The following is a 24,927-nucleotide window of genomic DNA, read 5'->3' as shown; positions in this document are numbered from 1 at the left end:
CCCTATTAACCCCGGTTCTTCACTCCGGCGCTCAGTCGCTGCGCTCCTTCGCTCTGTCGCTCCAGAACCGGGGCGGGCCCCACCCGGTGAGGTGGGCCATCCGGAGCAGATGATCCGGACTCGTCGCCACCACACCATCCGGCCGGCCTGCGGAATAACCCCACCACCCCCCAGAGTGTTGAGTGGAAGTGCGCTCGACGAGGCCGGGGCGGGCCCACGTCGACCGAGGTAGTCCATCCGGAACAGGTGGAAGTGGTGGGTCGTAGTGGGGTTCGGGACCGGGGAAGGGCGGTGCAGAGACGACTATTCCGGTTCCGGGTCGATCACGTCCGGGTCGACTCCGAGGTAGGTCGCGATCTGCTGTACCAGGACCTCGCGTAGTAGTTCCACCAGATCGTCCGGGTCGCCGGCGCGGAGTTCGAGGGGTTTGCGGAACAGCACCACGCGGGCGCGGATGGGGGTGCCGTGCCGGTCGACACCGGCCGGGATGAGACGCGACAGCGGGACCGGGCCGTCGGCGACCACCTCGTCCGGCCAGGTGACCGAATCCGGGTGCAGCGGGCGAATTTTGGGCACATCGTCCACCGCTATATCGAGTTTGGTGAGGCGGTCGTGCCAGCGGGTGTCCAGAGGCGCGAACGCCTCCAGCACCAGCCGGTCGAACTTCTGGCCCCGGGTACGCCAGGCGGGGACCGTCGGCGGCAACATCGGGCCGCGGACACCGCGGCCGCGACGGCTGACCGACCGGGCGGTCGGGGGTCTGCGGTTACGGGATCGTGCCATGACCGCCAACGTTAGTCAGTGAGTGCCGACTGCGACGGCCCGCCCCGGCCACATGCTCCGGGGCGCACCGACGCAAGCGGTGTGGCCGCATGCGGAGTTGCCGCTTGTCAGCCGATACCGCGCTTGAGGCGCCGGCGCTCCCGCTCCGACAGGCCGCCCCAGATTCCGAAGCGCTCATCGTGCGCGAGCGCGTATTCCAGGCATTCGTCGCGGACCTCGCATCCCAAGCAGATGCGTTTGGCCTCGCGGGTGGAGCCACCCTTCTCCGGGAAGAAGGCCTCCGGGTCTGTCTCCGCGCAGAGCGCGCGTTCCTGCCACTGTTCTTCGATGGAGCCGAACATTTCGTCGAAACCGGTCACGATCAGGCTGAGCCGGGGAGTCGATTCACGCTCACTCCGATCAGGGCCGGACCAGCCGTTGTCAGCAGCGACGCCTCGTGCTGCGCCTGCTGTGGAATCGGTTCGCGATACACCCACCGGAATGCCGGTCGGGGCCAGATCATCGGCCATCGCTCCGCCTCCTCACTGTGTGTTAGCGCAGAATGAATTCATTTCCGTCGATCAACGCGCATACCGACGGCCAAACTCCGCGACGTTGTCTCGCGGACTTCCCCGAGCCTGTCATTCCAATTCGAACATCTGTTCGAGTTTCCGTCCGCGCCTTGCACTTCCCGCGCGACCCGGAATGACATGTCTGTGATTAGACACGCCGCCAGTAGTGATGGTCAAGCCACCGTCACTATTCCGTTACTATCCCGCGCGGCATTCCGAGTCGATCTTGTGACCCGAATAGCAAATGAGCGGCAAATATAGCGGAACGCGCACTATTTCCGGTGCGGCATAGGGTGTACAGATGTGACTTCACAACAAGCGGACATCGCACCCGCCAATGGTCCCCGTATCGTCGTCCTGGTCGGCGGAGTCGGTGGCGCGCGGTTCCTGCTGGGCGTTCGGGAGCTGCTCCCCGAGGCGGAGGTTTCCGCAATCGTCAATGTGGGCGACGATGTCTGGATGCACGGGCTGCGAATCTGCCCCGACCTCGATACCTGCATGTATACGCTCGGTGGCGGAATCGATCCGGAGCGCGGCTGGGGCCGGTTGGGTGAAACCTGGCACGCGAAGGAGGAGCTTGCGAAATATCATGCGCAGCCCGACTGGTTCGGACTGGGGGACCGGGATATCGCGACCCACCTGGTTCGTACCGAAATGTTGCGCGCCGGGTATCCCCTCTCGGCGGTTACCGAGGCTCTCTGCAATCGGTGGCAACCGGGTGTGAAACTGCTCCCGGCAACCGACGATCGCTGTGAAACGCATGTTGTTATCAGCGACCCGGAGAGTCCTGGCGAACGTCGCGCGATCCATTTCCAGGAGTGGTGGGTTCGCTACCGCGCCGACGTCGAAACCCACGGATTCGCCACAATCGGGGCGGATGACGCCAAACCGGCCCCTAATGTGACTGAACTCATAGCCGATGCGGATGTTGTATTACTCGCTCCCTCGAACCCGGTTGTGAGCGTCGGATCGATCCTCGCGGTGCCCGGAATACGGGGCGCCTTGCGCACCACCACGGCCCCGGTGATCGGAGTATCGCCGGTGATCGACGGGAAGCCGCTGCGCGGGATGGCCGACGAGTGCCTATCGGTGATCGGCGTGGAGACTTCGGCCGAGGCGGTCGGCCGACACTACGGAGCACGTTCGGCCACAGGGATTCTCGACGGATGGCTGATCCACACCACCGATACCGCGGAGGTGCCGGGTGTGCAGGTGCGCAGTGTCCCCCTTTTGATGACCGATCCGCCCACCACCGCCGAGATGGTGCGTGAGGCCCTCGATTTGGCAGGAGTGAAACCGTGAGCAGCGCAGACCCGGTGGTAGAGAACAAGTTCGCGGATCACGGCGCGGCGCGATTGCAGATCCTGCCCATCACCGGATTACCGGAATTCCGGCCGGGTGACGATCTGGCCGAACATATCGCCGCCCGGGCACCCTGGCTGGCCGACGGCGATATTCTGGTGGTCACCAGCAAGATCGTCGCCAAGGCCGAGGGCCGGATCGTCGCGGCCCCCACCGATCCGGAGGAACGCGATACCGCGCGGCGCCGCTTGGTCGAGCAGGAGGCGGTGCGTGTGGTGGCCCGCCGCGGTCGCACCCTGATCACCGAGAACCGGCTCGGCATAGTGCAGGCCGCGTCCGGGGTGGACGGGTCCAATGTCGAACACGACGAGCTGGTATTGCTGCCGGCCGATCCCGACGGGAGTGCCAAGGGATTGCGGTCGGCGCTGGGCGGCCGGCTCGGTGTGGAGATCGCGGTGGTGGTCACCGACACCATGGGCCGGGCCTGGCGCAACGGCCAGACGGATGTGGCGATCGGTTCGGCGGGATTGCCGGTGCTGCACGATTACGCGGGAGCCCTCGACGGGCAGGGCAACGAACTCCAGGTCACCCAGGTGGCGATCGCGGACGAACTGGCCGCGGCCGCCGATCTGGTCAAGGGGAAGCTGGGCGGGGTGCCGATCGCGGTCGTGCGAGGGCTGGCCCCGGCCGACAACGGTTCCACGGCGGCCGATCTGGTGCGCGCCGGTACCGATGATCTGTTCTGGCTCGGTACCGCCGAGGCGATCGCGCTGGGTCGGAGTGAAGCGGTTCTGATGCGCCGGTCGGTCCGGGCCTTCACGCCGGATCCGGTGGATCCCGGACAGGTACGCAAAGCGGTCTCGGTCGCTCTCACCGCGCCGGCTCCGCACCACACCCGGCCGGTGCGGTTCGTCTGGTTACGTGACCGTGACCGGCGGCAACGGCTGCTCGACGCGATGGCCGCGAAATGGCGGGCCGATCTGGCGGCGGACGGCCTGGAGCCCGACCGGATCGAGCGGCGGGTGCAACGCGGCCGCCTCCTCTTCGACGCCCCGGAGGTGATCATCCCCTTCTGCGTCCCCGACGGGGCCCACGACTATCCCGATGAACGGCGCCGGGACGCCGAACGCACCATGTTCACCGTCGCGGTGGGCGCCGCGGTACAGGGCCTGCTGGTCGCGCTCGCGACCGAGGGACTGGGCAGCTGCTGGATCGGGTCGACGATCTTCGCCCCGGAGGTGACCCGGGAGGTTCTCGGCCTGGACGGCGAATGGATTCCGCTGGGGGCCGTCGCGATCGGGCATCCGGCCGAGGAACTCGCGCCGCGGGCGCCGCGCGACCACGAGACCGGCCTGGTCGAGCTGTGACCGCGGAATCGCTGCACGCGTCGGCCACCGAACTGCTGACGGTATGGAAACCGGATACCGGCCCCGAGGCCTCGCTGCGGGAGGCGATGCTCGCCTTTCTGGGTTCGGCTCCCCGCGGTTGTCTGCGTGAGCACGTACCCGGCCATATCACCGCCTCCGCGGTGGTTTTCTCGCACGACGGCCGGGAGGTACTGCTGACCCTGCATCCACGGGTCGGCCGCTGGATCCAGTTGGGTGGGCACTGTGAACCCGGTGACGAGACCGTGGCCGATGCCGCGCTGCGCGAGGCGAACGAGGAATCCGGTATCCCGGGACTGCGGCTGGAACCGGAACTCTACGGTGCCCAGGCCCATCCGATCACGTGTTCGCTGGGTACGCCGACCCGGCACCTGGATCTGCTGTTCCGTATCACCGCGCCGCCGGACGCGGTCCCGGTGCGCAGTGCGGAATCCGCCGACCTGCGTTGGTGGGCGGTCGACGCGTTGCCGCCGGACGCCGATGTACTGATCCGCTGAGTTCGCCGCTGCTCGGCCGCTCACGGCCGGGCAGCGGATCCGGTGACCCGGGCGGATCGTGGGCCGACGCTTACATAACGTATGCGTGAACCCGAATCCGTTCGCTACCGAATTTATAAACGTCTCTGCTTCAGAGCCTCCCCGCGCTTACCGTCGGAAGTGAGGGAGTCGCGCACGTACACGGTGCGCCGGCGTGAGGAATTGAGACCAGCAGCGCAGTCTGCCTACCAGAAGCGAGACAGCAATGTCTGCCGAGCCCGACGAATCCACTCCGCCCGAAGCGTGGCGTGATCCCAAACGGTACCTCTGGCTGTGGGGCCTGCTGGCGCCCACCGGCCTGTTCACCATCGGGCTGCCGCTGGTCTGGGCGTTCGACGCCGTCGGCCGGCCCGGTCTCGTCCACATCGTTTTCTGGCTCGGCCCGATAGTCCTGTATCTCGTCGTCCCGATCGCCGACCGGCTCGTCGGATCGGACGGGACCAACCCGCCCGACGAGGTTCTGGCGGCTCTGGAGAACGACAGGTACTACCGCTACCTCACCTACCTCTACCTGCCGTGTCAGTACGCGACCCTGGTCACGGCCTCCTACCTGATCACCGCGGACCACCCCCCGGTGCCGACGGCCGACGCGGGGCTGAACCCGGCCGACAAGATCGGGCTGGCGGTCACCCTGGGGGTTATCGGCGGGATCGGGATCAACACCGCCCACGAACTCGGCCACAAGAAAGTGGGGCTGGAACGCCGGTTGTCCAGGATCGCGCTCGCGCAGACCGCGTACGGCCATTTCTATATCGAGCACAACCGTGGTCACCATGTGCGGGTCGCGACGCCGGAGGATCCGGCCAGCGCCCGGTTCGGGGAGAGTTTCTGGGCGTTCTTCCCACGATCGGTCTGGGGTGGTCTGCGTTCGGCCTGGGCGCTGGAGCGCACTCGGTTGGAGCGGCTGGGATGCCGGCCGTGGAACCGGCGCAACGACGTCCTGACCGCGTGGCTGCTGACCGTGGTGCTGTTCGGCGCGCTCGTCCTGGCGTTCGGGCCGGCACTGCTGCCCTATCTGCTGTTGCAGGCGGTGGTCGGTTTCGGCTTCCTCGAGGCGGTCAACTATATGGAGCACTACGGTCTGGCGCGGCAGCGTACGGCCGGCGGGCGCTATGAACGCCCCACCCCGGAGCACAGCTGGAACAGTGATCATCTGGTCACCAATATCTTCATGTACCACCTGCAGCGGCACAGCGACCATCACGCGTTTCCGACCCGCCGGTATCAGTCGCTGCGCACCTGGGAGCAGGCGCCGGCGCTTCCCGCGGGATACGCGGGCATGATCGTGCTCGCCTATATCCCACCGCTGTGGCGGCGCGTGATGGACAAACGGGTTCTCGCGCACTACAGCGGCGATATCGCCCGCGTCAATATCCATCCTCCGGTGCGCGGCCGGGTACTCGCGCGATACGGCGCCGGGGCGGCGGAGGTGGCCGAATGAGCGAGTACCGCTGTCCGGTGTGCGACTACGTCTACGACGAGGCCGCCGGTGCCCCACGTGAGGGTTTCCCGCCGGGTACGCCCTGGTCGGCGGTACCCGACGACTGGTGCTGCCCGGACTGCGCGGTCCGGGAGAAGATCGATTTCGAGCCGTCGTCCGCCCCGCCGTGAGCCGGGGAGTCCGATCGACCGGAAGGCCGGTACGCCCATGACCGAATACAAGCTGTACCAATGCGCCCAGTGTGGATTCGAATACGACGAGGCCCTGGGGTGGCCCGACGACGGGATCGTGGCCGGGACACGCTGGGACGATATCCCCGACGATTGGACATGTCCGGATTGCGGCGCGGCCAAGTCGGATTTCGCCATGATCGAAATCGAGCGAACTTGAAACTTTGACTCACGTGGTGCGTTCGTGCAAGTGTCGCTGATATGCCGAGCACCGGATCCCGGAATGCGAACCAGGGGTCTGCGCGTGAGTTGCTGCGCACAGCCATCCTCGACGCGATGCGAGACCTTCTGCTGCAGCGTGACTGGTCGAAGATCACGCTCACCGATGTGGCGGCCGGGGCCGGGGTGAGCCGGCAGACCCTGTACAACGAATTCGGCTCCCGCGGTGGCCTCGCCGAGGCGTACGCCATCCGGCTCGCCGATGACCTGGTGGACCATGTGGAAACTGCGCTGGCCGCCAATATCGGCGATGCGCAGGCATCCATCCGCGACGGCCTCGCGAGCTACTTCCACGATGCGGCGCAGGATCCGCTCGTACAGTCACTACTGCTCGGCGAGGTGAAACTCGACCTGCTCCGGCTCATCACACTCGACGCCGGTACGTTGATCGCCCACGCCACCGAGCGGTTGTCGGCGGTGGTGCAGCGCAGCTGGATCGCCCTGACCCCGGCTCAGGCCCTCACCTTCGCGCATGCGCTGGTGCGGCTGGCGATCAGCTATATCCCCACCCCGCCGCCGGCCGGTCATGATGCCCCGGCCGAACTCGGGCGGGTCTTCAGCCCCTATGTCGCCGCCGTGCTCGCCGAGCGTGAGTTGCGATGAATTCGCGGGGCTGCCGGGTATCGGCCGTTCCGGGCGACTTCGAGCAGCTGATCGGGTAGCTGACGGCGTGCTCGATGGGTGGGATGCCATCGCGGCGCACCGCCGGTACGGTACTTCCGTGTAACGGTGCCCACGTTCGGGGCGAACAAGGACGCATCAGTAACGCCGGTTCTGCAACGATGTAGGCCGCTGTCGGTTCGGTTTTCAATAGCGGGGCAAAAGTGCAATTGGTCGGTAAGTCGGGCGGCTCGGCCGATCCCAAACGCCATCTCTGGATTCTCGGATTGATCGCCCCGGCCTGCGCGCTGTTGCCCTCACAGTTGGTGCTGCACACCGGCCTCGAGGTGTTCTGGTGGCTCGGGCCGATGGTTGTGCTGGTGATCATTCCGCTGCTGGACGTGCTGGTCGGCGACGACGGCACCAATCCGCGCGACGAGGATTACGAAACTCTCTCCGGTGACCGCTTCTACCGCTGGTGCACTTATCTGTTCCTGCCCTTTCAGCTGATCGGGCTCACCCTCGCCGGTTACCTGTGGGCCGGTACGGAGCTGAGCATCGTCGACAAGATCGGGCTCGCCACCACTCTGGGCCTGGTCTCCGGAATCGGTATCAATGCCGCGCACGAACTCGGTCACCGGGTGGAACACCTGGAACGCTGGCTGGCGAAGGTAGCCCTTGCGCAGTCGGGATACGGCCATTTCTTCGTCGAGCACAACCGCGGCCACCACGTCCGGGTCGCGACCCCCGAGGACCCCGCCAGCGCCCGGCTCGGCGAGAGCCTGTGGACATTCCTGCCGCGTAGCGTGGCCGGTGGATTCCGCTCCGCGATAACCCTCGAACGGGACCGGCTGCGGCGCTCCGGCAGCGGCTGGTGGAGCGTGCGCAACCACATCCTGCAGGCGTGGTCCATGACCGCCGTGCTCTTCGGTGCGCTGATGCTCGTCTTCGGCTGGCAGATCCTGCCGTATCTCCTGGTGCAGGCCGTGCTCGGCGCGGGTCTGCTGGAAACGGTGAACTACATCGAGCACTACGGGCTGCTGCGGGAACGCCGTCCCAACGGCCGGTACCGCCGCTGCACCCCGCGTGACAGCTGGAACAGCGACCGTCTGGTGACCAATATCTTCCTGTTCCATCTACAGCGGCACAGCGATCACCACGCCAACCCGGGGCGGCGCTATCAGACACTGCGCAGTTCGGACGAGGCGCCGCAACTGCCCGCCGGATACGCGGCGATGGTGGTGCTCGCGGTGATTCCACCGCTGTGGCGGCGGATCATGGACAAGCGGGTACTCGCGCACTACGACGGTGATATCTCCCGGGCCAACCTCGCGCCCCGGAAGCGGGAGCGGGTGCTCGCGGCCACACAGGGGCCGGTCGCGGCCTGATCACCGGGCCTGCCGCGGCGTTATCGACCGGCTATCGTGCCGACCGGCACGCCCGCACCACGGTGCCGGGTAACCGACTAGCCTTGCCGTCGAGACCGATACCGAGAGAAGGCTGATCCACGCTGATGACGACCTCCGAACTGCCTCGAACCTCGCTGAGCGCCGATACCCGCAACGGCGTCGAATACAAGGTCGCGGATCTGGCGCTGGCCGATTTCGGCCGCAAGGAGATCCGGCTGGCCGAGCACGAGATGCCGGGGCTGATGGCCCTGCGCCGCGAGTACGCCGATGTCGCCCCGCTGAAGGGCGCGCGTATCTCCGGTTCGCTGCACATGACGGTGCAGACGGCTGTGCTGATCGAAACCCTCACCGCGCTGGGCGCGCAGGTGCGGTGGGCCTCCTGCAATATCTTCTCCACCCAGGATCACGCGGCCGCGGCCGTGGTGGTGGGCCCGCACGGCACGGTCGACGAGCCGCAGGGCACCCCGGTCTTCGCCTGGAAGGGCGAAACGCTGGAGGAGTACTGGTGGGCCGCCGAACAGATGCTCACCTGGCCGGACGAACCGGCCAATATGATCCTCGACGACGGCGGTGACGCCACCATGCTGGTCCTGCGCGGCGCCCAGTTCGAGAAGGCGGGTGTCATTCCGCCCGCCGACGAGGCGCACTCCGCCGAGTACACCGTTTTCCTGAACCTGCTGCGGGAGCGGTTCGAAACGGATAAGGGCAAGTGGAGCGCGATCGCCGAGAGCGTCAAGGGCGTGACCGAGGAGACCACCACCGGCGTCCTGCGGCTCTACCAGTTCGCCGCGGCGGGCGAACTGACCTTCCCGGCGATCAATGTCAACGATTCGGTCACCAAGTCGAAGTTCGACAACAAGTACGGCACCCGGCATTCGCTGATCGACGGCATCAACCGCGGCACCGATGTCCTCATCGGCGGTAAGAAGGTGCTGATCTGCGGGTACGGCGATGTCGGCAAGGGTTGCGCGGAATCGCTGGCCGGTCAGGGCGCCCGTGTCCAGGTCACCGAGATCGACCCGATCAACGCCCTGCAGGGGTTGATGGACGGTTTCGACGTGGTCACCGTGGAGCAGGCCATCGCCGACGCCGATATCGTCATCACCTCCACCGGCAACAAGGACATCATCACCCTCGAACATATGAAGGCGATGAAGGACCAGGCCATTCTGGGCAATATCGGCCATTTCGACAACGAAATCGATATGGCGGGCCTGGAACGCTCCGGCGCGACGAGGTTGAATATCAAACCCCAGGTCGATCTGTGGACCTTCGGTGAATCCGGTAAGTCCATCATCGTGCTGTCGGAGGGGCGCCTGCTCAATCTCGGCAATGCCACCGGCCACCCCTCGTTCGTGATGAGCAACAGCTTCTCCAACCAGGTGATCGCCCAGATCGAACTCTGGACCAAGCCGGAGGAATACGACAACGAGGTCTACCGCCTGCCCAAGGTGCTCGACGAGAAGGTCGCCCGGATCCATGTGGAGGCGCTGGGCGGCACGCTGACCAAGCTCACCAAGGATCAGGCCGAGTACATCAACGTCGATGTGGAGGGTCCGTTCAAGCCGGAGCACTACCGGTACTGATCGAATCTTTCGCGGGAGGCCGCCGACGCCGGGAGGCATCGGCGGCCTCCGCCGTTCCCGCCGGGTTCGGTGTCCGCAGTCGAGCCGGTCGGACCCTCGCCCGTGCTAGGATTGCGTTGAGTCCGTTCATAATTGGGCTCGAAACAGATATGAGGGGTGGGGTTGTGAAAGCTCTCTTTCGCATGGGTATCGCCGTTGCCGCGGTGGGAATCGGCTGTGCGGTATCGGCCGGGGCGGCGCATGCCGACGAGCCCTATGTCAAGGAAGCGGTGTGCGGCCACGGGTACCAGTACGGCGCGGTCGTGGATCTGAACGGCCAGAAGTGGAAGGTCGTCGGCGTGACCGGCGACGGGGTGGCCTACATGCTGGAGGACGACTACGGCCGGACACGGCAGGTCTCCTGCGCGTAGGTGGCGCTGGCCGTGCCGTCGCGGGTGCGGCGGCACGGTGTCACTCCGGCTGTTCGTGCCGCTCCGGGGGCATATGAGCGGGTGAGTCGCTACCGAGCACCCGATTCCGGTGGATTGCGGTCCGGCACGAACCGGGCGTGAAGTAGTGGTCGGCGTGCGCGTCGAACCTCGTCCCGTCCGGTCGGTGCGACCGGCGCGAAGATCCGCGGAAGACGGGGGTATTCTCCCTGGATATGGGAGTGTTGATAGCCGTCGAAGGTCTCGACGGTGCGGGTAAACAGACGCTGATCGGCCATCTGGCGGCGGCGCTCGAACAGCGTGGACTCCGCGTGGACACCCTGGCATTTCCGCGATACGGCCGGTCCGTGCACGCGGACCTGGCCGCCGAAGCCCTGCGCGGCGAACACGGCGATCTGGCCGAATCGGTGAATGCCATGGCGGTCCTGTTCGCTCTCGACCGGGCGGGGGCGGTCGACGAACTCGAAAAGCTACTCGCCGGTAATGATGTGGTTCTGCTGGACCGCTATGTGGCTTCCAATGCCGCCTACAACGCCGCGCGGCTCGGCCTGTCCGCGGACGCGGAAATAGTGCGCTGGGTCGGTGAATTGGAATTCGGCCGCTTCGAGCTTCCGGTGCCGCGGGTGCAGGTACTCCTCGACGTACCGACGGAGGTGGCCGCGCTACGCGCGCGTCGGCGAGGCGAACTCGACGAGTCCCGTGCGCTCGACGCCTATGAACGCGACGGCGGATTACAGAAACGTACCGCCGAGGTGTACCGTGATCTTGCTCGGCGTGATTGGTATGGAACCTGGTGGGTTTTCCGGTCCACCGAAGAAGAAGGTTCCGGCCGGCTCGCCGAGGAAATGAACTCATTGGCCACGCGGCTCGCCGCATTGGTCGCGAATTAGTGTTGGATATCCGGCGGGAACGCGCCACTGTGTGGCGTGGCGGCCCGTTACGAGCGCGGGAGATGACAACATAGTAACTATGAAGCCGAAGATTCTGGTCGTCGACGACGATATGGCGCTCGCGGAGATGCTCACCATCGTCCTGCGGGGCGAGGGGTTCGATCCGCACGTGGTCGGCGACGGCACCCAGGCCCTGTCGGCAGTTCGTGAGATCCGCCCCGATCTGGTGCTCCTCGATCTCATGCTGCCCGGGATGAACGGTATCGACGTGTGCCGCGTGCTGCGCGCCGACTCCGGTGTGCCGATCGTGATGCTCACCGCCAAGACCGATACCGTCGATGTGGTGCTCGGCCTCGAATCCGGGGCCGACGACTACATCGTCAAGCCGTTCAAGCCGAAGGAACTGGTGGCCCGGGTACGGGCCCGGCTGCGCCGCACCGAGGAAGAACCGGCCGAGCTGCTGAACATCGCCGATATCGTGATCGATGTGCCGGCGCACAAGGTCACCCGCGAAGGCGCGCAGATCTCGCTCACGCCGCTGGAATTCGACCTGCTGGTGGCATTGGCCCGCAAACCCCGCCAGGTGTTCACCCGTGAGGTGTTGCTGGAACAGGTCTGGGGTTACCGGCACGCCGCGGATACCCGCCTGGTGAACGTCCATGTGCAGCGACTTCGAGCGAAGGTCGAGAAGGATCCGGAGAATCCCGAGATCGTTCTGACCGTACGCGGTGTGGGGTACAAGGCCGGTCCGCCGTGATCCGGCTCGAGTTTTCGGGTCCGGAGGCGCTACCTTGCCCGACCAAATAGGGTCGAGCGCCGGTCGGAAAGCCGGACGATCCGGACGTCTCGCCGATGTGCGGCAGGCGTTGGCACCGGTCAACGAATGGTTCCAGCACGTCGGCAAATCACTGGGTCTGCTCTGGCGACGCTCGTTGCAGCTGCGGGTCATCGTCTCGACCCTGACCCTGTCCCTGATCGTCATCACGGTGCTGGGTGTCGTGCTGACCAGCCAGATCACCGACCGGCTGCTGGACGCCAAGATCAGCGCCGGGGTCGAGGAGATGGACCGTGTCCGCAATACGGTCGAAACGCAGTTGACGGGTGTCCACGACATCACCAGCCAGCAGCAGCGGCTCAACGATGCCCGTGATTCGCTGTCCAACCGGCGTGATTCGAACCGGACCGGCGGCGCGGCCGGCAGTTTCGACTCGGCGCTGAGCATGATCGGTGGAACACCGCAGCAGGTGATCGCGGTCGGGCCGATCAAAGAGGTGCCCGACGCGCTACGGCGGTTCGTCCAGCGCAATCAGGTCAGCTACCAGTTCGCCACGGTCGCGGACCCGGACGGCTATCACGGCCGCGCGCTCATCATCGGCAGCCCCAGTTCCGAGGTGCCCACCCTGGAGATCTATCTGATCTTCCCGCTGAGCAACGAGGAGCGCAGCCTGGCGCTGATGCGCGGGACCATGCTGGTCGGTGGTGTGGTGCTGCTGATCCTGTTGGCAGCGATCACCGCCCTGGTGACCCGTCAGGTGGTGCTGCCCATTCGCTCCGCCGCCCGGATCGCCGGTCGCTTCGCCGACGGGCGGCTCAAGGAACGCATGCTGGTGCGCGGCGACGACGATATCGCCCGGCTGGCCAAGGCCTTCAACGAAATGGCCGAGAGTCTGTCCAACCAGATCAACCAGCTGGAGGAATTCGGCAACCTGCAGCGGCGCTTCACCTCCGATGTCAGCCACGAACTACGTACCCCGCTGACCACCGTGCGGATGGCGGCCGATCTCATCCACGGCAGTAGCGACGATCTGGATCCCGCGCTCGCCCGCAGTGCCGAACTGCTGGTCACCGAACTGGACCGGTTCGAAGGACTGCTCAACGATCTGCTGGAGATCTCGCGCCACGATGCCGGTGTCGCCGAACTCCAGGTCGAATCGCTGGATGTACGGATGTGCGTCCGCGCGGCCATCTCCACGGTGCGGCATCTGGCGCGCGATGCCGCGATCGAGGTCGTCATCGATCTGCCCGAGGAACCGGTGGTCGCCGAGGTCGATCCGCGGCGGGTGGAGCGGGTGCTGCGCAATCTGCTCGCCAACGCCATCGACCACAGCGAGGGCAAACCCGTCCTGATCCGGATGCGCGGTGATACCCAGGCCAATGCCCTCGCCGTGGTGGTGCGGGACCAGGGCGTCGGATTGCGGCCGGGGGAGGAGAAACTGGTGTTCAGCAGGTTCTGGCGGTCCGACCCTTCGCGGATGCGCCGCTCCGGCGGTACCGGGCTCGGTCTGTCGATCAGTGTCGAGGACGCCAACCTGCACGACGGCAAACTCGAGGCGTGGGGGCGCCCGGGGGTCGGCGCCAGTTTCCGGTTGACGTTGCCGCTGGTCCGTGGTCAGAAGCTGGGCAAGAGCCCGCTTCCCCTGGAGCCGGGTATGCGCCGTGCACCGCGGCGGCCGCACGGTGACGATCGAGCCGCCGGCGAGCGGGTGGAACTCGGCCCGCCCGTCACCGAGACCGAACCCTGGGCGCCCCGCCCGGTGACCTCCTCCGAGACCGCGGAACCCACCTCGGCAACGGATACGACCACCACGTCCGGGACAGCCTCTCCCACGGAGCCGGGGGCGTCGGCCGGGAGCGCCGGCAACGATTCCGGCACCTCGGAATCGGCTCCGCCGACAGCGAGCGTTCCGGCGGCCGGTGCGGCTCCGGACACCGAAGCGCCGGAGCACGGTGCTACGCCGGGCGATGTGCCGGCGAGCGAATCCGCGGCGGCCGGTGCGGATTCCGATAGGCCCGTGCCGGATTCGGACCCGGATCGCGGCGATTCCGGAGAACCGGAGCCACCGGATCCGGCGGACGGAGGCTCTGTGATCACCGACAGCGGAGACCAGAAATCATGACCGCGCAGCTACGGCGGTCGCGGCTACTCGTCGTGGTGGCCGTGGTACTCGGTCTGGCCGTCACCGCGGGTTGCGCGAATCTGCCCGATTCCTCGCAGCCCCAGGCCCTCGGCACGATCAACCAGGAACCCACTGTCGAGGGGCCCCCGGCTCCGACCAAGGATCGGGACCCCGATCTACTGCTGCGGGATTTCCTGCAGGCGACCGCCGACCCCACCGACGGTCATCTCGCTGCCCGGCAGTACATGACCCCCGCGGCCTCCACTCAGTGGAACGACGGTGAATCCCATGTGATCGTGGAACGGGCGGACACCCTACGCGAATCACGGACCGAGAACGACGCGACCTATGTGCTGCGCGCGCGCAAGGTCGGGGAACTCGCCGGGGACGGGTCGTATCACGCGGTAGACGGGATCATCGAGAACAAGATCGAGATGACCCGGATCGACGGCCAATGGCGGATCGACGAACTGCCCGACGGTGTGATGATGGAGTACAGCGCCTTCACACAGTCCTATCGGCGGCACGCCCTGTACTTCGTCACCACCGACGGCCAGCGCGTGGCCCCGGATCTGCGCTGGGTCGCGGGCCGCCCGGACGAACTGGCTCAGCAGCTGGTGAACAAACTGATCGCGGGCCCGCAACCGTACATCGATCCGGTCGTGCGCAATTACCTGGCTCCGCCGGTGGCGGTGCGCGGTACCGTCACCAAGGCCAACGGCGATCCGGTCGGCGTCGGAGTGGGTCTGGGCGGGGTGCGGATCGATTTCACCGGGATCGGCGAGCTGAGCCCCCGTGACCGCGAATTGTTCGCCGCCCAGGTGGTACTCACTCTCGCACGCGCCGATGTACTGGGTCCCTATATGTTGCTCGACGACGGCCGTCCCCTCGACGAACGGTTCGCGGGCAACGGCTGGTCGGTCGACGATCTGGGCGCCATCGCCGATTCCGTGGAGCCGGACGCGCTGATCGGTCTGCACGCGCTCCGCGACGGCAAGCTGGTCAAGGTCGAGGAAGATCGAGCTCCCGCTCCGGCCCCGGGATATTTCGGCGAGGTGCAGAACCTGCAATCGGTGGGTCTGTCACCGGACGGGAAACTGGTCGCGGCTGTCGCCGACGCGGGCCGCCAGCCGCCGCAACCGCAGCGCACGCTGATGGTGGGCAGCTACGGGGGCAATGCTTTCCCGGTCGCGGAGGGTGGTGCCATCACCCGTCCGTCCTGGACCTCCGACGGTAGTGCGGCCTGGGCCGTCATCGACGGGAACCGGGTGATCCGGGCGGTCACCAACCGCGATACCGGCACGGTCTCGGTCCAGGACGTGGATACCGCCCAGCTGATGGCGCCGGATTCCGGGCCGGCCTTCGAACTACCGATCACCGAATTGCGGATCTCCCGGAACGGGGTGAGCGCGGTGCTGATCGCGGACGGAAAGGTGTACCTCTCCATGGTGCTGCGCCGCCCGGACGGGACCTTCGCGCTGACCGCGCCGCGGCAGATCGCGATGGATCTCAGTACCGCCGCGACCTCGGTCGACTGGTTCAGCGACGATACCGTCATCCTGGCGACCGCCGGTAACGTCGACCCCGTCCGGACGGTGAAGATCGACGGTTCCGGGATGGCCTCGCTCGGTGGCCGCAACCTCACTCCGCCGGTCCGGCAGGTCACCGCCTCCATCGAACGTCAGTATGTCGCCGATTCCCGGGCGGTCCTGGAATTCACCCGCACTCCCGAGGGCGGCGACCCCTACTGGCGAGAGGTTCCCGGACTCGGCGCGGACGCCGTACCGGTGCTGCCCGGCTGATCGCTCCCGTGCCGTGTCGGACCCCACCGGCACACTGCGCAGATGCGGACCCTGCTGGATCTGGTCGTACCGTCCGAATGCGCCGGCTGCCGGATACCGGGAACACCGTGGTGCGCCGGCTGCGCGCGCAGTGTCACGGGCCCACCGATCCGGGTGTATCCGCGGTTCGACCCCGGTGTGCCCTGCTGGGCGCTGAGCCGCTACCGCGGCCCCGCCCGGCAGGCTGTGCTCGCGGCCAAGGAACGGAATCGACGCGATCTCGCCCGGCCGCTCGGTTCTGCCCTCGCGGCGGGACTGGCCGAGTTGCGAGCGCCGGATCGCCCCCTGATACTTGTACCCTCGCCGAGCCGGAGCGCGGCGGCCCGGCGCCGCGGTGGCGACCCGGTCCTGCGATGCGCGCGGATCGCGGCGCGGTCGCTGCGCAGTTGCCAGGTCATGCCCTGTCTGCGAGTCTGGTGGGGAGTTCGCGATTCGGCCGGTCTGACGGCCCGCGAACGTGACCGCAACCTGCGCGGCCGGGTGACTGCCGCGGTGCTGCCTGCCCACACGGCGAACGCGCAGGTGGTCCTGGTCGACGATGTGCTGACGACGGGTGCCACGGTATCGGCCTGCGCTCGGGCGCTCGTTGCCGCGGGAACACGCCCGGATGGCGTATTCGTGACGTGTGCCGGGTGAATCCGGGAAATTTGCGTGAACAGTGGCGAACCTTCGATCCTCGTACTAGCGTCGCGTTCACACACCCGATCCGGGAGTTTGGAGGTGGGCCTCGTACACCATGTGCCGGCCGACTGGATCCGACATGGCCGGCACCGTTTCATCCCGCCGCATGCGACGACAAGTGTGCGGCCAGATCCGGGAGGTACGCGTGACGACTACTTCACGACCTTCAGTACAGGACACAGACCGGACGGAGCCGGAGGACCAGCTCGACCGCCCACGGGATACCCGGGCGGATATCGTGGTCAAGGGACGCAATGTCGAGGTCCCCGACCATTTCCGAATCTATGTGTCGGAGAAGCTGTCCCGTCTGGAGCGCTTCGATCCATCGATCTTTCTCTTCGACGTGGAACTCTTCCACGAACGCAACCGTCGTCAACGCAAAAGCTGCCAGCGGGTGGAGATCACCGCCCGCGGCAAGGGTCCGATCGTCCGTGCCGAGGCCTGCGCGGACAGTTTCTACGCCGCGTTCGAGGCTGTGACCGCCAAATTGGAGAGTCGGCTGCGGCGCACCAAGGACCGGCGTCGCGTCCACTACGGCGAGAAGACCCCGGTCTCCGTGCACGACGCCACCGCCGAACTGGCCGAGGACGCGCTTCTCGCCGATCTCTCCGACCTCCCACACGATCATTCTCCGCACAGCCGCAAGCGTTCCGACTTCGCGGCCGACTACCCCGAGTACGAGGGGCCCGGTCATATCGTGCGGACGAAAGTGCATTCCGCCATCCCGATGACGGTCGATGACGCCCTGTACCAGATGGAGTTGGTGGGCCACGACTTCTTCTTGTTCCAGGACAAGGAAACCGATCGGCCGTCGGTGGTCTACCGCCGGCATGCCTTCGACTACGGTCTGATAAGGCTCGCATAGCCGACACTGCAGCCGACCGGTCCGCGAGGGCCGGTCGGCTTTATCGTTTCCCGGTGGGATCGGTGTACCGCTCCCGGTGCACGGCGGCACTCAGCGGACGCCGATCACGCCAGCCGAAACGTTCCAGATCGGGCACCTGCTGGAATTCGGTGACCGGGCCGATACAGAGCCAGGCGACCGGCCGGATACCCGCGGGCAGATCGATCAGGCCGGCGAGGAAACTTTCGTCGTAGAACGACACCCAGCCCACTCCGATCCGCTCGGCGGTGGCGGCCAGCCAGAGGTTCTGGATCGCGAGAATTGTCGAATACACACCGGTTTCGGGGACGGTCGCCCGGCCGAGTACCTGCGGACCGCCCCGCGAATCGTCGTGGACGACCACGATGCCGGTACCGCTCTCCTCGATACCCTCGATCTTGATGGGCGCGAAGGTGCGCGCCCGCTCGGCGGGCAGCGAACGCGCGAAATCGAGCCGCCGTCCGGCTACATGGGTCGCGAACTCACGCAGTGTCTCCGGTTCGCGCACAATGACGAAATCCCACGGTTGTGAATTACCGACACTCGGCGCGCAGTGCGCCGCCTCCAGAATCCGCCACAGTGTGGGCTCGTCGATCGGCTCCCCGGTGAACTCGGCCCGCACGTCGCGCCGGGTCCGAATAGCCTCGTAAACGCTCATCACAGCGCCATTGTGAATGCCCGGTCCGGGGCCGGCGGCGACCGGGGCCCGGTACCCGTGGTCGGTCGCCGCACTGCATGGCTTCGGCAAGCTCGGTCCGCCTTCGGCCACCGAGCAGATCGGATGGTCTGCCGCCCCGCGAACGGCCGCACTCCGTCGATCCCGGGACCAGCGGGCCGAGCGGTTCGGTACAGCGGTGATCCGCCCGCCCCGGCCGGTGGTTTCCGGCGCGGAGCGGGCGGCTGCTCAGCTTGTCAGCCGGCGAGGGCGACGGCGCGTCGGCGCAGCCGGCGCCGGCCTTCGGCGATCGCGGTGCGCAGGCCGCGCCGCTGCCCGGTGACCGGATCGAACGTCGATACGGCCCGGCCGTTGAACTTCCGTTCCGAGGCGGTCTCGGGGGCATCGTCGGCAGTGTGCCGCAGGTACTTGTTGGGCAGCGACAGTTTCGCGATGGTGCGCCAGGCCTTGAAGTACTGGACCGGCAGCGAACCCGTCGTGTAGGGCAGGTCGTACTTATCGCACAGTTCGCGCACCCGGACCGCGACCTCGGCGTACCGGTTGCTGGGCAGATCGGGGAAGAGATGGTGTTCGATCTGATGGCTGAGGTTTCCGGTCATGAAGTGCATGACCTTGCCACCGGAGATATTGGCACTGCCCAGCATCTGCCGCAGGTACCACTGGGCCCGGCTCTCGTTGTCGATATCGGCTTTGGTGAACTTCTCCGCGCCGTCGGGGAAATGGCCGCAGAAGATCACCGCGTTGGTCCAGACATTGCGGACCACGTTCGCGGTGAGGTTGGCGGTGAGGGTGTGGAAGAACGAGGGGCCGGTCAGCAGCGGGAAGACGACATAATCCTTCAGCACCTGCTTTTTGATCTTGGCCTTCACCTCGCCGGCCTTACGATCGAATTCCGCGCGCTCCGGAGTCCCCGCCGGGAACTTTCCGGCCGCGAGTTTGCCGAGTTCGAGGTGCTGGATCGCGACGCCGTATTCGAACAGTGATTGCAGCACCAGGTTGTAGACCGGGTTACCGATGTAGAACGGCTTCCACCGCTGGTCGCGGGTGACGCGCAGCAGGCCGTAGCCGATATCGTCGTCCATGCCCAGTACATTGGTGTACTTGTGGTGCAGGTAGTTGTGGGTGTGCTTCCAGTGCTTGGAGGGGCCCGCGTTATCCCATTCCCAATGCGAGGAGTGGATCTCCGGGTCGTTCATCCAATCCCACTGACCGTGCATCACGTTATGCCCGATCTCCATGTTCTCGATGATCTTGGCGGTGCCCAGCAGCGCCACGCCGGCCAGCCAGGCCGGGGGTAGAAAACTGGCGAACAATACGGTGCGGCCGCTGATTTCGAGGGCGCGCTGTAGTCTGATGACATTGCGAATGTATCGGGCATCCCGCTCGCCCCGGGTCGATTCGATGTCCCGGCGAATCGCGTCGAACTCTGCTCCGAGAGCCTCCACGTCCGCTTCGGTGAGATGCGCGTATTCCTTGACATCCGAGATAGCCATGGCGGCTACCCTACCGTAAGTTACGGCACCGTAGGTTTGGAGATTTACGCAGAAAATGTGGTGTGCGCCCTATTGCGCGTCCCAAATTCGGATGATAAGTCGAGCGCAAACGCCGTGGCCGTGCGTCACACTCGGGCCTCGAAGTGGATGATCGCCCGCCGCGGCGGACGCGTTACACCCGCAGTGGGATTTTCTCCCGATCCGTACCCGGGTCAGGTGGAGTAGGAGGATTGCGATTTGCGCAGTGCGTGCCGGGCCCGCCGGAGCAGATCCCGTTCCTGCCGGGCTTTGGCCCGCAAAGTGCGCTCGGCGCCGCGCAGCACTTCTTTTTCGTGCTCGGCCTTGGCGCGCAGCGCGACTTTCGCCTCGTGCATCGCCCAGCGGAGGCCGCGGCGTTTTCCGGTCGCCGGATCGATACTCCACGGCAGGTTCTCCGAGCCCGCGTGCAACGTGACCCCGGCGAATTTGCGTTCTGACGAGGTTTCCGGCGCATCGTCGGCCGTGCGCCGCAGGAACCGGTCCGGCAGGGCCAGTTTGTGGATGGTACGGAAAGCCAGCAGGTACTGCTTACCCAGTGATCCGGTGGTGTAGGGCAGATCGTATTTCTCGCAGAGTTCGCGTACGCCGACAGCGACCTCCGGGTACCGATTGCTGGGCAGGTCCGGGAACAGGTGGTGTTCGATCTGATAGCTGAGATTGCCGCTCATGAAACCCATGACGGGACCGGCGGAGAAGTTCGCGCTGCCCAGCATCTGCCGCAGATACCATTCACCGGGCGTCTCGCCCTCGAGTTGTTCCTCGGTGAACTTTTCCGCGCCGTCGGGGAAATGACCGCAGAAGATCACGGCATAGGCCCACAGGTTGCGGACCAGGTTCGCGGTGGCGTTCGCTTTCAGGGTCGAGAAGAAAGCGGGCCCGGTGACCGCCGGGTACAGCAGAAAATCCTTGGCCACCTGGCGGGCGATCTTGCGGGCGAACAGTTTGTTGGGCTCGGAGAGGACCTGGTATCGCGGTGTACCGGAGAGTTCTTTGTCGATCGTCCAGTCGTGCAGGGCGATGCCCCATTCGAAGGCCGCGGCCAGGACGATATTGGCGAACGGCTGCACCAGATGTAGCGGTCGCCACGGTTCGTCCCGCGTCATTCGCAGGATGCCGAAGCCGAGGTCCTCGTCCTTGCCCAGCACATTGGTATAGGTGTGATGGGAGTAGTTGTGAGCCCGCCGCCATTGCGCCGACGGGCCGGTCATATCCCATTCCCAGTTGGTCGAGTGGATCTCCGGATCGTTCATCCAGTCCCACTGGCCGTGACTGATGTTGTGGCCGAGCTCCATGTTCTCGATGATCTTGGCGACCGACAGCATGGCGGTGCCGGCCAGCCAGGCCCAGCGGTTACGGCTGCCGAACAGTACGGCCCGGGCGGCGAGTTCCAGGCCACGCTGGGCGGCGATACTGCGCCGGATGTACCGTGCGTCCCGCTCACCCAGGGATTGTTCGACCGACCGGCGGATCGTGTCGAGCTCCTGCCCCAACGTCTCGACATCCCCGGCCGTCAGGTGGGCAAAGGCTCTGATGTCGGTGATGGCCACCGGCGTCCCTTCTGTAGGCGCTGTATGCGAAGACGAGATCGGGAAGGCCTACCTCTGCCTTGGCTCCGGCCGTGCGCGTTCGTATGCCGACACTCCGTCCGCACTGCTGGCCCGTGCTGGGCCCGGGGCGGACACCGGAAGAGGCGTTCGGGAATCTTCCCGGAATGGGAAGCAGCCTACGTTCACCTCGAGGGTACCGCTATGCGCTGGTCTCGGGGCGAACGTGTCCGGTCACACCTCCAGCGTGCAGTCACCCGCCGCGGCCGAAATGCATGTCTGCACCTTCTCTCCTTCGAACCGTTCGGTCCCGTTGCGAAGATCGCGGGCATGTCCCGAGCTCAAGGTGACCACACAGGTCTGGCAGATACCCATCCGGCAGCCGAACGGCAACTGAACACCGGCCGATTCACCGGCTTCCAGCAGTGTGGTGGCGCCGTCGACGGTGACCGTGCGGCCGCTCTTACCGAAGGTCACGGTGCCCCCCTCGGTGGTCGCCGATCGCTCGACCTCGAAACGTTCCACATGCAGTGCCGATTCGAGACCGGCCGCATGCCAGTGCTTCTCGATCTCGTCGAGCATGCCCAGGGGGCCGCATGCCCAGGTCTGGCGTTCCCGCCAGTCCGGATAGAGCTCGTCCAGCGCCTCGGAAGCGAACTTGCCCTTCTCGCCGGTGAGGTGCACATGGGAAACGAATCCGGGATGCCGGGTGTGCAGCTCGTCCAGTTCGGCGGCGAACATCACGTCCTCGGCGGTCCGTGCCGAGTGGATGTGCACCACATCGGTCACCGCGTCACGCCGGTCCATGGCACGCAGCATCGACATGACGGGCGTGATCCCGGAGCCGGCGGTGAGGAAGAGCACCTTGGGCGGCGGCGGAGACGGTAGTACGAACGCCCCCTGTGGTGCGGCCAGCCGGACCACGGTCCCGGGCGATACTCCGTTGACCAGGTGACTCGACAGGAAACCCTCGGGCATCGCCTTCACCGCGATGGCGATGACCTTCTTGCCGTAGCGGGGATCGTTCCAATCGGGTGGGCTGGTCAGCGAATACGAACGCCAGTGCCAGCGGCCTTCCACGAGGATCCCGATCCCGATGTACTGCCCGGGTTCGTACCGGAAGTCGAAACCCCACCCGGGTTTGATCACCAGCGTCGCCGAATCGGCGGTCTCCTTGCGCACGTCGACGACGCGACCGCGCAACTCCCGGGCCGACCACAGCGGGTTGGCCAGGTGTAGATAGTCGTCGGGCAGCAGCGGTGTGGTGACCCGGGCCACCGCCCCTCGCACAAGATTCAGTTTGCCGCCGCGTTCGGCGATGCCGGCCGCCGGTGCCTCCAGCCAGTTCTTGACTCCGCGCACCGTCATCGCGTTCGGTTTCCTGCCCATTTGTGCTGTTCTTCTCCTGTGTTCTCCGCGCCCGGGGCGCGCCGTAGCACCAGGTTACGGCATCGTAGGTTGCCCTGGGGGCGCAGCCGAGCGGCATCCGGGGACCCGGTTGCGGCTCACAGCGGTTGTGGGCGGTGGACGTCCTCGGTCACAAGCGCCGAGCTCACAACAGTTCGATCAGGAACGGCAGCTCCTGGGTGGCGTACCAGGCCAGCTGATGGTCCTCGGCGTCGCCGAGGACGAACTCGGCGTCCTCGTCGCCCAGATCGGCGGCATCGATGATGTCGACCGCTTTGGCCACCGCGGGTTCGGCCTCGGCCAGGTCCATATGGACCGAGGCGATCCGCTTGTACTGGATCGGCCCGTCCAGTTTCACCACCGCGTCGTCCAGGTCCGGCCGCAGGGTCGCACCCGTGACGTCCACCGCGATCACCGCGCGGCGATACATCGGGGGAGTGGCGCCGTGCACTTCCTCGGCCAGCAGCCGCAGTGCCGCCCGCGCGGCCTCGGCCATGGCGACCTCGGCCAGCTCCTCGTCGTCTCCCGACGCGTAGGCCTCACGTAGTGCCGGGGTCAACGCGAAGGCCGTCCCGCCGACGGCGTGCAATTCGCGGGTGTCCACGAGCTCGCGCAGCATCGGCACCGTGGCCGGTACGTACACCCGCATGGTCTTGCGGTCAGAGGCAGGCACCGAGTATCTCCTCCATCGATTCGGGTACCGACGCGGCCAGAACCCCGATATCGGCCATTGCCTCGCGGTCGGCGTTGAGTCCGAAGCAGACCCGCCCGTCGTAGGACGTGATCCCGATACTCGTCGCCTGATTGCGCAGCAGTGGCGAAACCGGGTACATCTCCAGCATCCGGGCCCCGCCGACGAACATCGGCGTCTGTGGGCCCGGCGCGTTGGTGATCACCAGATTGAACGTATGGTCTGCGAACGTACTCGCCGCCCGGACACTCATCGCGTGCAGGCTGGCCGGAGCGAAACCGGCGAGATGCACCAGGGTCGAGGCCCGGACGCCGTGCCGGCCGCGGGGATCCTCCGCGGTGGCGTGCGCGATATGGGAAAGCCGCATCACCGGGCTGGGTTCACCCACCGGAAGGTCGATCAGGAACGGGGTGATCCCGCTGGGCAGCGTACGTCCGGTGCCGGGATCGCCGCCGTAGCCCGACATCGGGACCACCGCGCGCAGCACGCTCGATTCGGTGAGGCCCTTGTTCCGGGACAGCAGCCAGTTGCGCAGTGCGCCGGTCACCACCGCCAGGACGACATCGTTGATCGTGCACTCGTTGTGCTGATGGACCCGTTTGTAGTCGGCCAGGTCGGTCACCGCGACGGTGAACCGGCGCTGCCGGGAGGTGCGCGTGTTCAGCGGGCTGTCCGGCGTTCCGCTGGCCGCCGAGCGGACCGCCGTCGCCACGCTGTCCAGCGTTCTGCTCGCCGCGCCGACGAGTCCGGCGGTACCGGCGCCGACCTCGCGCAGCACTTCGACCGCCGAACCGGGCTGGGCGATGAGGTGCCCGAGCGCGCTCAGCAGCAGATCGGTATCGCTGGGTTCGCGGCCGGGGATCCACGCGTCGTCGGCGATCTCCCGCGGCGACTCGGCCCCGTCCACGACGACATGGCCGATCTCCAGTGCGGCGTGTCCGTCGATCAGCGCGGCGTGGGATTTGGTGTACAGCGCGCATCGCCCGCCGCGCAGGCCCTCGATCAGGTACATCTCCCACAGCGGCCGGCCGGGGTCCAGCGGCCGCGAACCCAGCCGGGCGACCAGTTCGTGCAGCTGTTCGTCGCTGCCCGGTGACGGCAGCGCGGAACGGCGCAGGTGATAGGTGATATCGAAACGACTGTCCTCGACCCAGACCGGCCGGCCCAGCGATAGCGGGATCTCGCGGATCTTGCGCCGGTAACGGGGTACCAGGGGCAGGCGGGACTCGACCAGATCGACCAGCTCCTGGTAGCCGAGGACGCGACCGCCGTCCTCGGCGGTGTTGTCCAGAACGGCCAGCGACCCGATGTGTACCGGATGCGTGGTCGATTCCAGCCGGAAGAAGTCCGCGTCCTGCGGCGTCAGCTTCGCTATCACCCTGCTCTCTGCCCCTTCGGAGTCCGGAATACGATCT

24 protein-coding genes are annotated in these 24,927 nt (G+C 66.4%); 16 read left to right on the top strand and 8 right to left on the bottom strand.

The annotated features are described in order from the left end of the window. Positions 1–303: 303 nt before the first annotated feature. Together ACWEWT_RS32990 and ACWEWT_RS32985 are read right to left on the bottom strand one after the other, a co-directional pair. A complete protein-coding gene (locus ACWEWT_RS32990) occupies positions 304–783 on the bottom strand; it encodes a metallopeptidase family protein (RefSeq protein ID WP_168165638.1) in 480 nt (159 codons plus the stop codon). 107 nt (positions 784–890) lie between these two features. After that, complete coding sequence (locus ACWEWT_RS32985) at positions 891–1,124, bottom strand: WhiB family transcriptional regulator (RefSeq protein ID WP_030523343.1); 234 nt, start codon at positions 1,122–1,124, stop codon at positions 891–893. Between the two features lie 534 nt (positions 1,125–1,658). Here ACWEWT_RS32985 and cofD point away from each other — a divergent pair. The 16 genes from cofD (at position 1,659) to hpf (ending at position 17,644) form a co-directional block, all read left to right on the top strand. Continuing rightward, the gene (gene cofD, locus ACWEWT_RS32980) at positions 1,659–2,636 is read left to right on the top strand and encodes a 2-phospho-L-lactate transferase (RefSeq protein ID WP_452564764.1); all 978 of its coding nucleotides are present in this window, start codon (positions 1,659–1,661) and stop codon (positions 2,634–2,636) included. Further along, positions 2,633–4,003, top strand: coding sequence for a coenzyme F420-0:L-glutamate ligase (locus tag ACWEWT_RS32975; protein WP_452564757.1), 1,371 nt, complete (start codon positions 2,633–2,635; stop codon positions 4,001–4,003). Before cofD ends, ACWEWT_RS32975 begins: the two co-directional genes overlap by 4 nt. Then, complete coding sequence (locus tag ACWEWT_RS32970; RefSeq protein WP_452564756.1) at positions 4,000–4,518, top strand: NUDIX hydrolase; 519 nt, start codon at positions 4,000–4,002, stop codon at positions 4,516–4,518. Before ACWEWT_RS32975 ends, ACWEWT_RS32970 begins: the two co-directional genes overlap by 4 nt. A 244-nt stretch (positions 4,519–4,762) precedes the next feature. Further along, complete coding sequence (locus tag ACWEWT_RS32965; protein WP_452564755.1) at positions 4,763–5,998, top strand: alkane 1-monooxygenase; 1,236 nt, start codon at positions 4,763–4,765, stop codon at positions 5,996–5,998. Beyond that, positions 5,995–6,168 carry a rubredoxin gene (locus tag ACWEWT_RS32960; protein ID WP_452564754.1) on the top strand — a complete coding sequence of 58 codons (174 nt, stop codon included), beginning with the start codon at positions 5,995–5,997 and terminating at the stop codon, positions 6,166–6,168. The genes ACWEWT_RS32965 and ACWEWT_RS32960 overlap by 4 nt, the downstream gene beginning before the upstream one ends. Positions 6,169–6,205: 37 nt before the next feature. Next, positions 6,206–6,388, top strand: a complete 183-nt coding sequence (locus tag ACWEWT_RS32955) for a rubredoxin (protein WP_452564753.1) — start codon at positions 6,206–6,208, stop codon at positions 6,386–6,388. A gap of 41 nt (positions 6,389–6,429) precedes the next feature. Then, positions 6,430–7,050: a TetR family transcriptional regulator gene (locus tag ACWEWT_RS32950; RefSeq protein ID WP_452564752.1), complete on the top strand. Its 621-nt coding sequence runs from the start codon at positions 6,430–6,432 to the stop codon at positions 7,048–7,050. A 221-nt stretch (positions 7,051–7,271) separates the two neighbouring features. Beyond that, positions 7,272–8,435: an alkane 1-monooxygenase gene (locus ACWEWT_RS32945; protein ID WP_452564751.1), complete on the top strand. Its 1,164-nt coding sequence runs from the start codon at positions 7,272–7,274 to the stop codon at positions 8,433–8,435. Between the two features lie 125 nt (positions 8,436–8,560). After that, complete coding sequence (gene ahcY / locus ACWEWT_RS32940) at positions 8,561–10,042, top strand: adenosylhomocysteinase (RefSeq protein ID WP_452564750.1); 1,482 nt, start codon at positions 8,561–8,563, stop codon at positions 10,040–10,042. 164 nt (positions 10,043–10,206) lie between these two features. After that, positions 10,207–10,452: a hypothetical protein gene (locus ACWEWT_RS32935; protein ID WP_452564749.1), complete on the top strand. Its 246-nt coding sequence runs from the start codon at positions 10,207–10,209 to the stop codon at positions 10,450–10,452. 233 nt (positions 10,453–10,685) lie between these two features. Continuing rightward, positions 10,686–11,360 carry a dTMP kinase gene (locus ACWEWT_RS32930; RefSeq protein ID WP_452564748.1) on the top strand — a complete coding sequence of 225 codons (675 nt, stop codon included), beginning with the start codon at positions 10,686–10,688 and terminating at the stop codon, positions 11,358–11,360. A gap of 79 nt (positions 11,361–11,439) precedes the next feature. Beyond that, a complete protein-coding gene (mtrA, locus tag ACWEWT_RS32925; RefSeq protein WP_033243239.1) occupies positions 11,440–12,117 on the top strand; it encodes an MtrAB system response regulator MtrA in 678 nt (225 codons plus the stop codon). 97 nt (positions 12,118–12,214) lie between these two features. After that, the gene (mtrB, locus tag ACWEWT_RS32920) at positions 12,215–14,257 is read left to right on the top strand and encodes an MtrAB system histidine kinase MtrB (protein WP_452564763.1); all 2,043 of its coding nucleotides are present in this window, start codon (positions 12,215–12,217) and stop codon (positions 14,255–14,257) included. After that, positions 14,254–16,059 carry an MtrAB system accessory lipoprotein LpqB gene (gene lpqB, locus ACWEWT_RS32915; protein WP_452564747.1) on the top strand — a complete coding sequence of 602 codons (1,806 nt, stop codon included), beginning with the start codon at positions 14,254–14,256 and terminating at the stop codon, positions 16,057–16,059. Before mtrB ends, lpqB begins: the two co-directional genes overlap by 4 nt. Positions 16,060–16,101: 42 nt before the next feature. Then, positions 16,102–16,734, top strand: a complete 633-nt coding sequence (locus ACWEWT_RS32910) for a ComF family protein (RefSeq protein WP_452564746.1) — start codon at positions 16,102–16,104, stop codon at positions 16,732–16,734. Positions 16,735–16,924: 190 nt separating this feature from the next. Further along, positions 16,925–17,644 carry a ribosome hibernation-promoting factor, HPF/YfiA family gene (hpf, locus tag ACWEWT_RS32905; protein WP_452564745.1) on the top strand — a complete coding sequence of 240 codons (720 nt, stop codon included), beginning with the start codon at positions 16,925–16,927 and terminating at the stop codon, positions 17,642–17,644. A gap of 40 nt (positions 17,645–17,684) precedes the next feature. Here the strand turns inward: hpf and bluB are convergent, their stop codons facing one another. The 6 genes from bluB to ACWEWT_RS32875 all read right to left on the bottom strand — a co-directional run bounded on the left by bluB (position 17,685) and on the right by ACWEWT_RS32875 (position 24,890). After that, positions 17,685–18,320: a 5,6-dimethylbenzimidazole synthase gene (gene bluB, locus ACWEWT_RS32900; protein ID WP_452564744.1), complete on the bottom strand. Its 636-nt coding sequence runs from the start codon at positions 18,318–18,320 to the stop codon at positions 17,685–17,687. Positions 18,321–18,574: 254 nt separating this feature from the next. Beyond that, complete coding sequence (locus ACWEWT_RS32895) at positions 18,575–19,831, bottom strand: fatty acid desaturase family protein (RefSeq protein ID WP_452564743.1); 1,257 nt, start codon at positions 19,829–19,831, stop codon at positions 18,575–18,577. A 212-nt stretch (positions 19,832–20,043) separates the two neighbouring features. Then, positions 20,044–21,417, bottom strand: coding sequence for a fatty acid desaturase family protein (locus tag ACWEWT_RS32890; RefSeq protein WP_452564742.1), 1,374 nt, complete (start codon positions 21,415–21,417; stop codon positions 20,044–20,046). 231 nt (positions 21,418–21,648) lie between these two features. Beyond that, entirely contained in the window at positions 21,649–22,782 is a 1,134-nt protein-coding gene (locus ACWEWT_RS32885; RefSeq protein ID WP_452564741.1) for a ferredoxin reductase, read from the bottom strand. A gap of 184 nt (positions 22,783–22,966) precedes the next feature. Next, complete coding sequence (locus ACWEWT_RS32880; RefSeq protein WP_452564762.1) at positions 22,967–23,470, bottom strand: DUF6912 family protein; 504 nt, start codon at positions 23,468–23,470, stop codon at positions 22,967–22,969. 10 nt (positions 23,471–23,480) lie between these two features. After that, a complete protein-coding gene (locus tag ACWEWT_RS32875; RefSeq protein WP_452564740.1) occupies positions 23,481–24,890 on the bottom strand; it encodes a WS/DGAT/MGAT family O-acyltransferase in 1,410 nt (469 codons plus the stop codon). Between the last annotated feature and the right edge of the window lie 37 nt (positions 24,891–24,927).

It is taken from the genome of Nocardia sp. NPDC003963, from assembly GCF_053605105.1.
Note: the sequence above shows the minus strand (reverse complement) of the source record. Positions and strands in the feature narration are given on the sequence as shown.